This is a genomic window from Kitasatospora sp. NPDC023120 (assembly GCF_055560835.1).
In genome coordinates this window covers 99807-112289 of the sequence record NZ_JBVHHY010000024.1, presented here as the reverse complement: position 1 = coordinate 112289, position 12483 = coordinate 99807, and the positions used below count along the sequence as shown (strand labels likewise).

Annotated in this window: 11 protein-coding genes; 3 read left to right on the top strand and 8 right to left on the bottom strand. The window is 72.6% G+C overall.

Annotated features, from left to right (window positions below; all coding sequences use genetic code 11):
- Positions 1–36: 36 nt before the first annotated feature.
- Entirely contained in the window at positions 37–942 is a 906-nt protein-coding gene (locus tag ACZ3TI_RS30550) for an ABC transporter permease (protein WP_465731862.1), read from the bottom strand.
- Complete coding sequence (locus ACZ3TI_RS30545; RefSeq protein ID WP_465731860.1) at positions 932–1741, bottom strand: ABC transporter ATP-binding protein; 810 nt, start codon at positions 1739–1741, stop codon at positions 932–934. The genes ACZ3TI_RS30550 and ACZ3TI_RS30545 overlap by 11 nt, the downstream gene beginning before the upstream one ends.
- 278 nt (positions 1742–2019) lie before the next feature.
- Between ACZ3TI_RS30545 and ACZ3TI_RS30540 the strand changes: the two genes are divergently transcribed.
- Both ACZ3TI_RS30540 and ACZ3TI_RS30535 read left to right on the top strand, forming a co-directional pair.
- Positions 2020–3615 carry a sensor histidine kinase gene (locus ACZ3TI_RS30540; protein WP_465731858.1) on the top strand — a complete coding sequence of 532 codons (1596 nt, stop codon included), beginning with the start codon at positions 2020–2022 and terminating at the stop codon, positions 3613–3615.
- Positions 3615–4301 carry a response regulator gene (locus tag ACZ3TI_RS30535; protein WP_465731856.1) on the top strand — a complete coding sequence of 229 codons (687 nt, stop codon included), beginning with the start codon at positions 3615–3617 and terminating at the stop codon, positions 4299–4301. The genes ACZ3TI_RS30540 and ACZ3TI_RS30535 overlap by 1 nt, the downstream gene beginning before the upstream one ends.
- A 94-nt stretch (positions 4302–4395) precedes the next feature.
- Here ACZ3TI_RS30535 and ACZ3TI_RS30530 read toward each other — a convergent pair whose 3' ends face one another.
- The 6 genes from ACZ3TI_RS30530 to ACZ3TI_RS30505 all read right to left on the bottom strand — a co-directional run bounded on the left by ACZ3TI_RS30530 (position 4396) and on the right by ACZ3TI_RS30505 (position 11592).
- Entirely contained in the window at positions 4396–6171 is a 1776-nt protein-coding gene (locus tag ACZ3TI_RS30530) for a solute symporter family protein (protein ID WP_465731854.1), read from the bottom strand.
- 8 nt (positions 6172–6179) lie between these two features.
- Positions 6180–6566: a DUF485 domain-containing protein gene (locus ACZ3TI_RS30525; protein WP_465731852.1), complete on the bottom strand. Its 387-nt coding sequence runs from the start codon at positions 6564–6566 to the stop codon at positions 6180–6182.
- A 374-nt stretch (positions 6567–6940) separates the two neighbouring features.
- Positions 6941–7633, bottom strand: a complete 693-nt coding sequence (locus ACZ3TI_RS30520) for a response regulator transcription factor (protein ID WP_465731850.1) — start codon at positions 7631–7633, stop codon at positions 6941–6943.
- Positions 7630–8826 carry a sensor histidine kinase gene (locus tag ACZ3TI_RS30515; protein WP_465731848.1) on the bottom strand — a complete coding sequence of 399 codons (1197 nt, stop codon included), beginning with the start codon at positions 8824–8826 and terminating at the stop codon, positions 7630–7632. Before ACZ3TI_RS30515 ends, ACZ3TI_RS30520 begins: the two co-directional genes overlap by 4 nt.
- 8 nt (positions 8827–8834) lie before the next feature.
- Complete coding sequence (locus ACZ3TI_RS30510; protein ID WP_465731846.1) at positions 8835–9323, bottom strand: DUF1453 domain-containing protein; 489 nt, start codon at positions 9321–9323, stop codon at positions 8835–8837.
- Between the two features lie 157 nt (positions 9324–9480).
- On the bottom strand, positions 9481–11592 hold the full coding sequence (locus tag ACZ3TI_RS30505; protein WP_465731844.1) for a DNA gyrase/topoisomerase IV subunit B: 2112 nt from the start codon (positions 11590–11592) through the stop codon (positions 9481–9483).
- 538 nt (positions 11593–12130) lie between these two features.
- Here ACZ3TI_RS30505 and ACZ3TI_RS30500 point away from each other — a divergent pair.
- Positions 12131–12367, top strand: coding sequence for a DUF7455 domain-containing protein (locus ACZ3TI_RS30500; protein ID WP_465731842.1), 237 nt, complete (start codon positions 12131–12133; stop codon positions 12365–12367).
- The last annotated feature ends 116 nt before the right edge of the window (positions 12368–12483 follow it).

Here is a 12483-nt window from a genome sequence, read left to right as displayed (position 1 = left end):
GTGGGGGTGCCTCTCTCTTCTTTCCGGCAGGGGGAGTCAGCGGCCGTCGCCCGCGTCGGCGGGCTTCCAGCGGAACAGCTTCTTCTCGGCGAAGGTCAGCAGCCCCTCGGTGAGCAGCGCGACGACGGCGAGGATGGTCATGGCGGCGTACACGCCGGCCGCGTTGAAGGTGCCCTGGGCGGCCGCGACGAGCAGGCCGAGGCCCTTGGTGGCGCCGATGTACTCGCCGACGATGGCGCCGATCAGCGCGAAGCCGAAGCTGACGTGCAGGCTGGTGAAGATCCAGGTGGTGGCGGCGGGGATGACCACCTGGAGGGTGACCCTGCGGTTGTCGGCGCCCAGGATGCGGGCGTTGGCGACGAGGTTGCGGTCCACCTCGCGGGCGCCCTGGAAGGCGTTGAAGAACACCGGGAAGAACACCAGCACCACGGCGGAGGCGACCTTGGAGGCCGGGCCGAGGCCGAACCAGATCAGGAAGATCGGGGCGAGCACGATCCGCGGGATCGCGTTGAGCACCTTGATGTACGGCCCGAACACGTCGGCCAGGAAGCGGATCCGGCCGAGCGCGATGCCCAGCAGCACGCCGCCGATGACGCCGATCACCCAGCCGGTGAGTGCCTCGTACAGGGTGTAGCCGATCTGCTCGCCGAGCGAGCCCTGCGCGGTGCCGTGGGTGATCCACTGCCAGATCTGGTCCCAGATCTTCGACGGCTGCGAGAAGTTGAACGGGTCGATGACGTCCGTCCGGGCGCAGACCTCCCACAGCCCGAGGAAGGCGACCAGGACCGCGACCCGGGCTCCGTAGACGGTCAACTTCCGGTTGCGGGCGGCCCGTTCGCGGGCCTCGGTTCTCGTCGTGACGGCCGGGGGCTTCCCGGCGGCGGGCGACGCGGTGCCGGCTGCGGCACCGGACGCGGTGTCGGACTCGGTCTCAAGCGGCACGACCCGCTCCTCTCTCCCGGGTGATGCGCACCTCTTCGCCGAGCGAGGCCCAGATCTCGCGGTACAGCTCGACGAACCTCGGTTCCAGCCGGACGGCCTCCACGGTGCGCGGTCGTGGCAGGTCGACGGTGAAGATCTCCTTGACGGTGGCCGGTCCGGCGGTCATCACGACGACCCGGTCGGCGAGCGCGATGGCCTCGTCCAGGTCGTGGGTGACGAAGACGACCGACGAGCCCGTGCCGGCCCACAGCTCCAGCAGCTGGTCCGACATGAGGGCGCGGGTCTGCACGTCCAGCGCCGAGAACGGCTCGTCCATCAGCAGGATCGTCGGGTCGTTGACGAAGGTCTGGGCGAGCGCGACGCGCTTGCGCATGCCGCCGGACAGCTGGTGCGGGTAGCGGTCCTCGAAGGCGGCGAGGCCGACCCGGCCCAGCCAGTCCCGGGCCCGCTCCTTGGCCTCGGCGGCGGGCACCCCGCGGAAGCGCGGGCCGGCCATGACGTTGGACAGGACCGTGCGCCAGGGGAAGACGGCGTCCTGCTGGAAGACGAACCCGACCTTCGGGTCGATCCCGGTGACGGGCTCGCCGTACACCTTGACCTCGCCCTCGGTGGGCTCCTCCAGGCCGCTGACCAGGGTCAGCGTGGTGGACTTGCCGCAGCCGGTGGGGCCGACGACGGCGACGAACTCGCCCTGGGCGACGGTCAGATCGAGATCACGGACGGCGGTGTGCAGGGCCCCGGACGGGGTGCGGAACCGTTTGGTCGCGCCGGACAGCTCGATCGCCGGGGTTTTGCTCATTCGATCCTCCCGGGTCAGTGCTTGCCCCGGAAAGGTAGGAGCGGTCCCGGCCCCGGCGGGAGCCTTCTTCGCGTAGTGCGACTTCTCCGCGTTGAGGGGTGTTCTGCTCGTTTTGCTTGCGCTACAACTGCGGGGACGCGGCTGACAGAAACACGCCGGAAACGTAGGGTGTCCCGACCCCCGTGTCCCGACCCCGACCCCCGCGGCCCGAAGCCCACCCGAGAACACTCCCCCCCCCCCCCCGCAGAACCGCCCGAAGCCGCCGAGAGGAGGCCCGGATGAAGCTCCCCCACTGGCCCCGCCGGGTCTTCGCACAGCTGCTGCTGAGCCAGACCGTCGTCACCGTCGGTGTCACCGCCGTGACCGCCGGGCTGTTCCTCGCCCCGGTCAGCAGCGAGCTGGACCACGACGCGATGCAGCGGGCGCTGTCGATCGCCCAGGCCACCGCCACCGACGAGGCGATCGCCCGGGCCGCCGACACCCGCGACGTGGTGGCCGCGCAGCGCAACGCCGAGCAGATCCGCCTGGCCACCGGCGCCAGCTTCGTGGTGGTCACCGACCTGGACGGGATCCGGCTCTCGCACACCGACCCGGGCCGGATCGGCTACCGAGTCAGCACCGACCCGGAGCCGGCGCTGGGCGGCCGCAGCGTCACCGCGATCCAGCAGGGCACCCTGGGCCGCACCGCGCGCGGCAAGGTGCCGCTGCGGATGGCGGACGGCCGGATCGTCGGCGAGGTGTCGGTGGGCATCAGCGACGACTCGATCCGCCGCCGGCTGCTGAAGATGCTCACCGGGATCCTGCTGTGCGCGGGCGCGGGCCTGGCCGCCGGTACGGTCGCCACGCTGGCCCTGGCCCGTCGGCTCAAGCGCCGCACCCACAACATCGCGCTGGCCGACATCTCCGCGCTGCTGGTGGAGCGGGAGGCGATGCTGCACGGGATCCGCGAGGGCATGGTGGCGCTGGACGAGCGCGGCCGGATCCGGCTGGCCAACGACGAGGCGGTGCGGCTGCTCGGCCTGCCCGAGGACTGCACCGGCCGCCCGATCGCCGAGGTGCTGCCGCCGGGCCGGCTGGCCGACGTGCTGACCGGGCGGATCACCGGCGCCGACCTGCCCGCCGTCCGGGACGAACGGGTGCTGGTGGTGAACCGGATGGCGACCGCCGACGGCGGAGCGGTGGTGACGCTGCGCGACCGCACGGAGCTGGAGTCGCTGGTCCGCGAGCTGGACACCACCCGCAGCCTGACCGAGGCGCTGCGCGCCCAGGACCACGAGCACGCCAACCGCATGCACACCCTGCTGGGCCTGCTGGAGCTGGGCCGGCACGAGCAGGCGGTGGCGTTCATCTCGGAGCAGTCCGGCTCGCACGCCGTGGTCACCGCGCGGATCGCCGAGCAGGTGCAGGACCCGCACGTCGCGGCGCTGCTGGCGGGCAAGACGGCGGTGGCGGGCGAGCGCGGGGTCCGGCTGGCGCTGTCCCCGGCGGCGCACCTGCCGGACGCGGTGGTGGACGCCCGGGCGCTGGTCACGGTGCTGGGCAATCTGATCGACAACGCGGTGGACGCGGTCGCGCCGAGTGGGGACGGCCGGGTGGAGGTGAGCCTGGCGGCGTCCGGCTCCACCCTCCTGCTGCAGGTCGCGGACAGCGGCCCGGGCGTGCCGGAGGAGCTGCGCGAGCAGGTCTTCGAGGAGGGGTGGAGCAGCAAGGACGCACCCGCGCACCGTCCGCGCGGGCTGGGGCTGGCGATGGTGCGGCGGCTGGTCGAGCGGAGCGGCGGCCGGATCGTGCTCGACACCGGGACGCTGGGCGGCGCCCGGTTCACGGTCGAGCTGCCCGAGGCCCTGCTCACCGATCGGCTCGTGGAGGCGTGATGATCGACGTACTCGTGGTGGACGACGACTTCCGGGTCGCCGACGTGCACGCCGCGTACGTGGCCAAGGTGCCGGGCTTCCGGGTGACCGGCACCGCGCACTCGGCCGGGGAGGCACTGGCCTTCCTGGAGCGCCGCCCGGTGGACCTGCTCCTGCTCGACCACCACCTGCCCGACGAGACCGGCCTGGCCCTGGTGCGCCGGCTCCGGGACCGCCAGGTGGCCTGCGACGTGATGATGGTGACCGCCGCCCGCGACGTGTCGACGGTGCACGCCGCCATGCAGCACGGCGCGCTGCAGTACCTGGTCAAGCCGTTCACCTTCGCCGGACTGCGGGAGAAGCTGGTGGCCTACGCGCAGCTGCGGCACGCGCTGGCCGCCCCCGCCCGTGAGGCCGGCCAGGACGAGGTGGACCGACTGTTCGCGACCCTGCGCAGCGCCGCCGCCCCGGCCGGGCCGCTGCCCAAGGGGCACTCGGCGCCGACCACCGACCTGGTGCTGGGCGTGCTGCGCCGGGAGGGCCGGCCGCTGTCCGCCCAGGAGGTCGCCGATGCCACGGGGCTGAGCCGCTCCACGGCGCAGCGCTACCTCAAGCAGCTCGAACGGGACAGCCGGCTGCGGCTGACCCTGCGGTACGGCGACACCGGCCGCCCGGAGCACCGCTACGGACTCGCGGCCCGGGCGTAGTCCTCGCGCCCGCGTCCACATCCACACCCGGGCCCGCGAACACGGGGGAACCCCGGCGGCCCCAGGCCCGCCGGGGTTCCCCGGGCGCGACGGCTCAGGCCGCGCCCGCACCGGTGAGGGCACGCACCTCCAGCTCGGCGAAGCGGTCCGCGTCGGCCGGCTCGGGCGAGGTGAGCGTCCCGATCCAGCCCGCCAGGAACCCGAGCGGGATGGAGACGATGCCGGGGTTCTCCAGCGGGAACCAGTGGAAGTCGACGCCGGGGAACAGCGCCACCTTGGTGCCGGAGACCACCGGGGAGAAGAACACCAGCACGATCGCGGGGACCAGCCCGCCGTACACCGACCAGACCGCGCCGCGGGCGGTGAACCGCGACCAGAACAGGGTGTACAGCAGGACGGGCAGATTGGCGGAGGCGGCGACGGCGAAGGCCAGGCCGACCAGGAAGGCCACGTTCAGCTGCTGGGCGTAGAGGCTGATCACGATCGCCGCCGCGCCGATCCCGCCGGCCGCGAACCGGGCGACGACGACCTCCTGCTGCTCGCCCGCTCCGGAGCCGGAGCCCTCCGCCGACCGGGAGGCGGGGACCCCCTCGGCCGGGCGCCGGCTCCCGAGAAGTCCCAGGCCGCGCCGGGCCCGCGTCCCTTCCCGCCGCGGCCGGTTGCGCCACGCGCCGGCCCAGATGTCGTGGGCGAAGGCCGCCGAGGAGGCCAGGGTCAACCCGGCGACCACGGCAAGAATGGTGGCGAAGGCGATCGCCGAGATCAGCGCGAACAGCACCACCCCGCCGGTGCTGCCGTTGCCGCCGCCGAGCACCAGGGCGAGCAGCGGGACGGCGGTGTTCCCGGCCGAGTTGGCGTGCCGCACCTCGGCCGAGCCGACGAGCGCGGTGGCACCGAGGCCGAGCACGATGGCCATCAGGTAGAAGCCGCCGACCAGGCCGATCGCCCACATCGTGGAGCGGCGGGCGGCCCGCGCGGTGGGCACGGTGTAGAAGCGGGACAGGATGTGCGGCAGGCCCGCGGTGCCGAGCACCAGGGCGAGGCCGAGGCTGATGAAGTCCAGCCGGCTGGTGAAGCTGTGTCCGTACTTGAGCCCGGGTTCCAGGTAGCGGTGCCCGGCGCCGCTGTGCTGCGCGGCCTGGCGCATCAGCTCGCCGAGGTCGCCGTGGAAGCGGACCACCAGCAGCACGGTGAGCAGCACCGAGCCGGTGACCAGCAGGAAGGCCTTGATGATCTGGATCCAGGTGGTGGCCCGCATCCCGCCGATCGTCACGTAGACGATCATCAGGGCGCCGACCGCGATGATCGTCCAGGTCCGGGCCTGCGCGCTGTCGGTGCCGAGGAGCAGGGCGACCAGCGAACCGGCGCCGACCATCTGGGCGACCAGGTAGAGCAGGGTGACGACGACGCTGGCACCGCCGGCCGCGGCACGCACCTTGCGGCGGCGCAGGCGCAGCGCGAGCACGTCGGCGAGGGTGTACCGGCCGGCGTTGCGGACGAGTTCGGCGACCAGCATCAGCACCACCAGCCAGGCGACCAGGAAGCCGATGCTGTAGAGCACTCCGTCGTAGCCGTACAGGGCGATCAGTCCGGCGACGCCGAGGAAGGAGGCGGCGGAGAGGTAGTCGCCGGAGAGGGCGAAGCCGTTCTGCAGCGGGGTGAAGTCGCGGCCGCCGGCGTAGAAGTCCTCGGCGGCGTTGCCCTGCCGGCCGACCCAGAGGGTGATGCCCAGGGTGACCAGCACGACGACGGCGAACAGCACGATCGCGAGCGAGTGGTGGTCGCCGGTGGGAGCGACGGGGGGCGGGGTGGCGGTGGTCAGCACGGTCGTCACCGTGTCCCTCACCGTGCCGGTCATCAGAGTGGTCATCACGCTCGTCATCGCAGTTGGTCCTGGGTGTCCCAGCGCAGGCCGAGGGCGGCGCGGTCGCGCTCGGTCCGGGCGTTGCGGGCGTAGAGCCAGGTGAGCAGGAAGGTGGAGGCGAACTGCAGCAGGCCGAGCAGCCAGGCCACGTTGAACGGGCCGGCCACCGGGGTGCGCATCAGGTCGGGGGCGGCGGCCTGGGCGGCGACGTACATCAGGTACCAGCCGAAGAAGACGCCAGTGGCCGGGAAGACGAACAACCGGTAGCTGCGGCGGATGTCCTGGAAGGCCGCGCCGGCCTGGACGGCCCGGTAGACCTCGGTGCTGTCGGCACCCCCGGGAGCGGCCTCGACCGCCGGTGCGGCCTGGGCGGCCTGACGGACCGGCACGGCGACGGCCACGGGCTCGACCGGTGCCGGCAGCTCCGCATGAGCGGGAGCCGTACGAGCGGGAGCCTCAGCGGGAGCCGGACCGGCAGGCGCGGGCTGCGCCGGTACGGCCGTTCGGCGGCGCGCGGCCGGCGGCTCGGACGCCGGAACACCGGACGACGGGCCGGCCGGGAGGGCGTCGGAGGCGGTGGCGGCAGCCGGAGCGGCCCACCAGTCGAATCGCTGTCCCTGACCGGGACTGCTCGTCTGCTGTTGTGGCACTGCTGCTCCTGGACGGCCGGACGTGCTGACCCGAACCATGATGGGGGCCTCCGGACAGCGCCTCCGACCATCGCAGATACGTTCACTCGATGAGGTGAGCGATCATCCGACAGACGCTCATCCGACTACTGCTGCATACCGGTGATTCCGTGTCGGAACGCGTATGCGACCGCCTGCGCCCGGTCCCGCACCGCGGTCTTGGCGAACAGGTTGTTGATGTGGGTCTTCACGGTGGCCTGGCTGACGAACAGCCGCTGGGCGATCTCCGCGTTGGAGAGCCCCTCCGCGATCAGCGCCAGCACCTCGGCCTCCCGGGAGGTCAGCCCGTCGGGCAGCTCCCCCGGCCGGGTGGCGGGCCCCTCGGCGCTCGGCGCGGACCCGCCGCGCTGCTCAGACAGCCGCTCCAGCAGCCGGAGTTGGACCTGCGGGGAGAGTCCGGCCGCGCCCGAGCGGACGTCCGTAACGGCCCGGGCGATCTCATCGGCGCCGGCGTCCTTGGTGAGGTAGCCGCGCGCCCCGGCCTGCAGCGCCGGGAACAGCGAGTCGTCGTCGGCGTAGGTGGTGAGCACCACCACCTCGGTCTCCGGGTGCGCCGCCCGGATCCGCCGGGTCGCCTCGACGCCGTCGCAGCGCGGCATCCGCAGGTCCATCAGCACCACGTCCGGGTGATGCCGCTCCACCAGGGCGACGGCCTCCTCCCCGTCCCCCGCGGCGCCGACCACCTCGATGCCGGGCAGCAGCCCCAGCAGCATCACGATGCCCTCGCGCACCACCGTCTGGTCGTCCGCCACCAGCACCCTGATGACCGCCGCCGTCATGCCGGCACCCGCAGCAGCACGCGCCACCCTCCGTCCTCCGGGCCCGCCAGCAGGGTGCCGTCGAGCAGTTCCGCGCGTTCGCGCATTCCCAGCAGACCGTACCCGCTGCCGCTGCCGGCCAGCTCCCGCGGCGACGGCTCCCCCTCGGCTTGGCCGCGCGGCGGGCGGGCGTTGCGCACCTCGAGCTCCACCGCCCCCTCCAGGTAGCGCAGTTCGACGGAGCAGCGGGCGCCGGGGGCGTGCTTGCGGACGTTGGTCAGCGCCTCCTGCGCGGTGCGCCGCACCGCCAGGGCGGACTCGGCGGCGAGCGGCCGGGGCGTGCCGGTGACGACGAGGGCGGCCCGCTCCCGGTCCGTCAGTTCGACCAGGAAGGCCCCGACCGGGGTGAACTCGCCGCGCAGCGCGGACAGCGCCTGCCGGGTCTCGACCAGTCCGTCCTGCGCCATCCGCCGGGCGGCGACGACCCGTTCGCGGATCTGCTCGCGGGCGGTGTCGCCCTCCAGCATCAGCCGGGCCGCCTCCAGATGGACGAGCTGCGCGGAGAGGCTGTGGGCGAGCACGTCGTGGATCTCCCGCGCGATCCTGGCCCGTTCGGCGAGCGCCGCGCTCTCCGCCTCGGCGGCCCGGGCGGCGCGCTCCTGTTCCAGCAGCCGACGGGCGGTGCCGCGCGCCTCCACGTCCAGCCGCAGCAGGTAGCCGAGCAGGGTGGTACCGCCGACGGTGGCGGCGATGCTGAGCCAGCTCGTCGGGGACGCCGCCGCGTACGAGCCCAGCGCGGCCGCCGCCGCGAGCAGCGCGGGCGCGGGCGGCAGCCGGACCACGGCCGTCACGGCCAGCCCGATCCAGAGGAAGTCGGCCAGCGTGAAGGCCAGCCCCCAGTTCGCCAGCCAGGCGGCTCCGATCAGGGCGGCGGTCACCGGGTACGACACCACCGGGCGCTGCTCCCGGCCGGCCCACAGGTAGACCGCGCAGAGTGCGACGGCCGCGGCCAGTCCGGCGGCGGCGGCAGCCGCCGCCCAGCCGGTGTACTTCCCGTCGGAGAAGGTCCCCCAGCCGACGACCGCCAGCAGGACGGTCCGCCCGAGCACCGTGAGGATCCGCCGCGGCCGGCTCTCGGCCTCGCGTTCCAGCCCCTCGCGGGACGGCCAGCGGGTCCAGTACCACCCGGCCACGGCTTCCTCCTCGGTGCTCACGACGGCGGTCAGTGCTGCTGCCCGGCGGTCGTCCGCACGGGCTCCAGCATCCGGGCGCGCCAGTTCACCACGAGCGAGCGGACCAGCAGCATGACCGCCAGGCCGAGCATCAGCGAGCTGCCCGACTGGTGGACGTGCAGCGCCGACCCGATCCCGTACAGGCCGACCCGGACGGCGATCATCCCACCCCAGGCGGCCAGCGTGGCCTTGGTGCCCTTGGCCAGGACGGTGCCGTCGGCGTCCCGCCAGAGCCGGACGGTCCAGCCCCAGACGGAACCCATCGCGAGCACCGTGACGAGGCCGGCGGCCAGCAGGGCGGTCGAGAGCCCGGTGTGCTGATGGTCGATGATCTGCGGGTCGCGCAGCGCGAGCACGCCCAGGATCAGCGGCAGCAGCCAGAACCGGCGCCCGGTGTCCAGCCGCTGGACGCGCATCTGGCGCTGGACCACCAGGACCACCACCGCGACGATCACGAGGAGGTTGGCGAGGGAAAGCATCGGAGTTTCTCCGTCCCGACGGGAGGGCTTCTGCTGACCTCTCCGACGCTACGGACCGGGCCGTTCCCGCTGATCGGAGCCGGGGTGGACCTCGGGTGGAACGCAGAACGCGCGGGCCCTCCACCCGTGGGTGGAGGGCCCGCGCGGACGGCTGCCGTCAGGCGTCGATGCGGGAGCGGTCCAGGGTGGCCGCCGAGTCCACGATGAACTCCTTGCGCGGGGCGACGTCGTTGCCCATCAGCAGGTCGAAGATCCGCTCGGCCTGCTCCAGGTCGCCCAGGTTGATCCGGCGCAGCGTCCGGTGGCGCGGGTCCATGGTGGTCTCGGCCAGCTGGTCGGCGTCCATCTCGCCCAGACCCTTGTAGCGCTGCACCGGCTCCTTCCAGCGCTGCCCCTTGCGCTGGAACTCCAGCAGGGTGGAGCGCAGTTCGGCGTCGGAGTAGGTGTAGTGGTACTTCTCCTGGCCGCGCTTGGGGCTGGTCAGCTCGATCCGGTGCAGCGGCGGCACGGCGGCGAAGACCCGGCCCTGCTCGACCATCGGCCGCATGTAGCGGTGGAAGAGGGTGAGCAGCAGGGTGCGGATGTGCGAGCCGTCGACGTCGGCGTCGGCCATGAAGATGACCCGGCCGTAGCGGGCCTGGTCGATGTCGAAGGTGCGGCCCGAACCGGCCCCTATCACCTGGATGATCGCGGCGCACTCGGCGTTCTTGAGCATGTCGCTCACCGAGGCCTTCTGCACGTTGAGGATCTTGCCGCGGATCGGCAGCAGCGCCTGGAACTCGGAGTTGCGGGCGAGCTTGGCGGTGCCGAGCGCGGAGTCCCCCTCGACGATGAACAGTTCGCTGCGGTCGACGTCGTCGCTGCGGCAGTCGGCCAGCTTGGCGGGCAGCGAGCTTGTCTCCAGCGCGGTCTTGCGGCGCTGGGCCTCCTTGTGCTGGCGGGCGGCGACCCGGGTGCGGGCGGCCGCGACGATCTTGTCCAGCACGGCCCGGGCCTGGAGCTTCTGGTCCTTCTTGGCCGAGGTGAGGAAGGCCTTGAGCTCCTTGGCGACGACGGCGGCGACGATCCGGTTGGCCGCCGAGGTGCCGAGCACCTCCTTGGTCTGCCCCTCGAACTGCGGCTCGGCGAGCCGGACGGTGACCACAGCGGTGAGGCCCTCGGTGGCGTCGTCCTTGGTGATGTCGTCCTCGGCGACGCGCAGCAGCTTGCTCGCGCGCAGCGCCTCGTTGACGGTCTTGGCCAGCGAGCGCTCGAAGCCGGTGACGTGGGTGCCGCCCTTGGGGGTGGCGATGATGTTGACGAACGAGCGCAGGGTGGTGTCGTAGCCGGCGCCCCAGCGCAGCGCGATGTCCACGCCGAGGGTGCGGGTGACCTCGGTCGGGGTCATGTGGCCGAGCTCGTCCAGGACCGGCACGGTCTCCTTGAAGGTGCCCTCGCCGCGCAGCCGCAGCACGTCGCAGACCGGCTTGTCCGGGGCCAGGAACTCGCAGAACTCGGCGATGCCGCCGTCGTAGCGGAAGACCGACTCCTCGATCTGCTCGCTCTCGGTGAGGCGTTCGTCACGCACGACGATGGTCAGACCGGGGACGAGGAAGGCGGTCTGCCGGGCGCGGCTGTGCAGCGTCTCCAGGGAGAGCTTGGCGTCCTTGAGGAAGATCTGCCGGTCGGCCCAGTAGCGGATCCGGGTGCCGGTGCGGGTCTTCGGCACCTTGCGGGCCTTGGTCAGGCCGTTGGCGGGCTCGAAGGGCGCGTCCGGGCTGGTCTCGGTGAAGATGCCGGGGGTGCCGCGGCGGAAGCTGATCGCGTGGGTGTGGCCGCCGCGGTCGACCTCGACGTCCAGCCGGGCGGACAGCGCGTTGACGACCGAGGCGCCGACACCGTGCAGACCGCCGGAGGCCGCGTACGAGCCGCCGCCGAACTTGCCGCCGGCGTGCAGCTTGGTCATCACGACCTCGACGCCGGACAGCCCGGTCTTGGGCTCGACGTCCACCGGGATGCCGCGCCCGTTGTCGCGGACCTCGACCGAGGAGTCCGGGTGCAGCACGACGTCGATGCGGTCACAGTAGCCGCCCAGTGCCTCGTCGACGGAGTTGTCGATGATCTCCCAGAGGCAGTGCATCAGGCCGCGGCTGTCGGTCGAGCCGATGTACATGCCGGGGCGCTTGCGGACCGCCTCCAGCCCCTCCAGGACGAGCAGGTGCCGCGCGGTGTAGTTGGAACCGTCGTCGCCGGCCAGCAGCGCGGACGGCACGGTCGTTTCGGCACTCACGCGGCACTCTCCTCGGTGAAGTTCTGTCTCATCGGTCACATCCGGACGGATCCGGACCAAACGCCAGTGCAGCACGCCGCACCGACATTCGTCGCTCTGCGTGCCCGCACCCCTCCGCCGGGTGCACAGCACGACGGGCCGGCCCCGCGCAGCTTGTACGCGCTGCGCGAACAAGGACCGCACCCGGGTGCGGGCCCGGGGGTGCCATCTCCTCCCGGTAGCACCGGTCCTGGCGGATCGTGGGGCCCGGCGCAGGCTCCGGAACTGCCGTTATGCAGGCTACCGGGGCCCGGGACGGGGCTTATGCTCCAACCCGGCAGAGGATTATGCTACGCGGACCTCGAACCCGATCCCGATCGGACGTTCGAGCCATGGGCGGCTCCCGGGATTCGGCACGCATGAACCACCGGCGCCCGGGGCACGTCCTCATCAACACATGCAGAATCCTCAGAGAAGAAAAGCCACGAGCGGGAACGTTTTCGGCCTGGTTGGATGTTGACCCTGGTACGACAGCTCGTCGAGCTAGAGAAGAGGCGACGTGACTACTGTTCTGACACCTGCGAGCCCGCTCACCGCGGCTGACCGCTGCGACCGCTGCGGCGCCCAGGCCTACCTGCGCGTCGTACTCGCCAGCGGCGGAGAGCTGCTCTTCTGCGCCCACCACGGCCGGAAGTTCGAGCCCGAGCTCAAGAAGATCGCCGTGGAGATACAGGACGAGAGCGGCCGTCTCACCACCACCACCACGACGGCAACGGCCGCCGACGACGAGCGCTGATCCCGGGCGCCACCAGCAGCCAGCGTCGAGCTGTGTCCGGCCGCGCACCACGCGCGACCGGTGAGCCGGGCGACCGATCCCCTCGGGGGCCGGTCGCCCGGCTCTGCTGTTCTCCG

Bases quoted from the DNA above. Each gene is read 5' to 3' on its own strand.
- ACZ3TI_RS30545 (WP_465731860.1), bottom strand. From the start codon at position 1,741: ATGAGCAAAACCCCGGCGATCGAGCTGTCCGGCGCGACCAAACGGTTC.
- ACZ3TI_RS30540 (WP_465731858.1), top strand. From the start codon at position 2,020: ATGAAGCTCCCCCACTGGCCCCGCCGGGTCTTCGCACAGCTGCTGCTG.
- ACZ3TI_RS30535 (WP_465731856.1), top strand. From the start codon at position 3,615: ATGATCGACGTACTCGTGGTGGACGACGACTTCCGGGTCGCCGACGTG.
- ACZ3TI_RS30530 (WP_465731854.1), bottom strand. From the start codon at position 6,171: ATGACCACTCTGATGACCGGCACGGTGAGGGACACGGTGACGACCGTG.
- ACZ3TI_RS30520 (WP_465731850.1), bottom strand. From the start codon at position 7,633: ATGACGGCGGCGGTCATCAGGGTGCTGGTGGCGGACGACCAGACGGTG.
- ACZ3TI_RS30510 (WP_465731846.1), bottom strand. From the start codon at position 9,323: ATGCTTTCCCTCGCCAACCTCCTCGTGATCGTCGCGGTGGTGGTCCTG.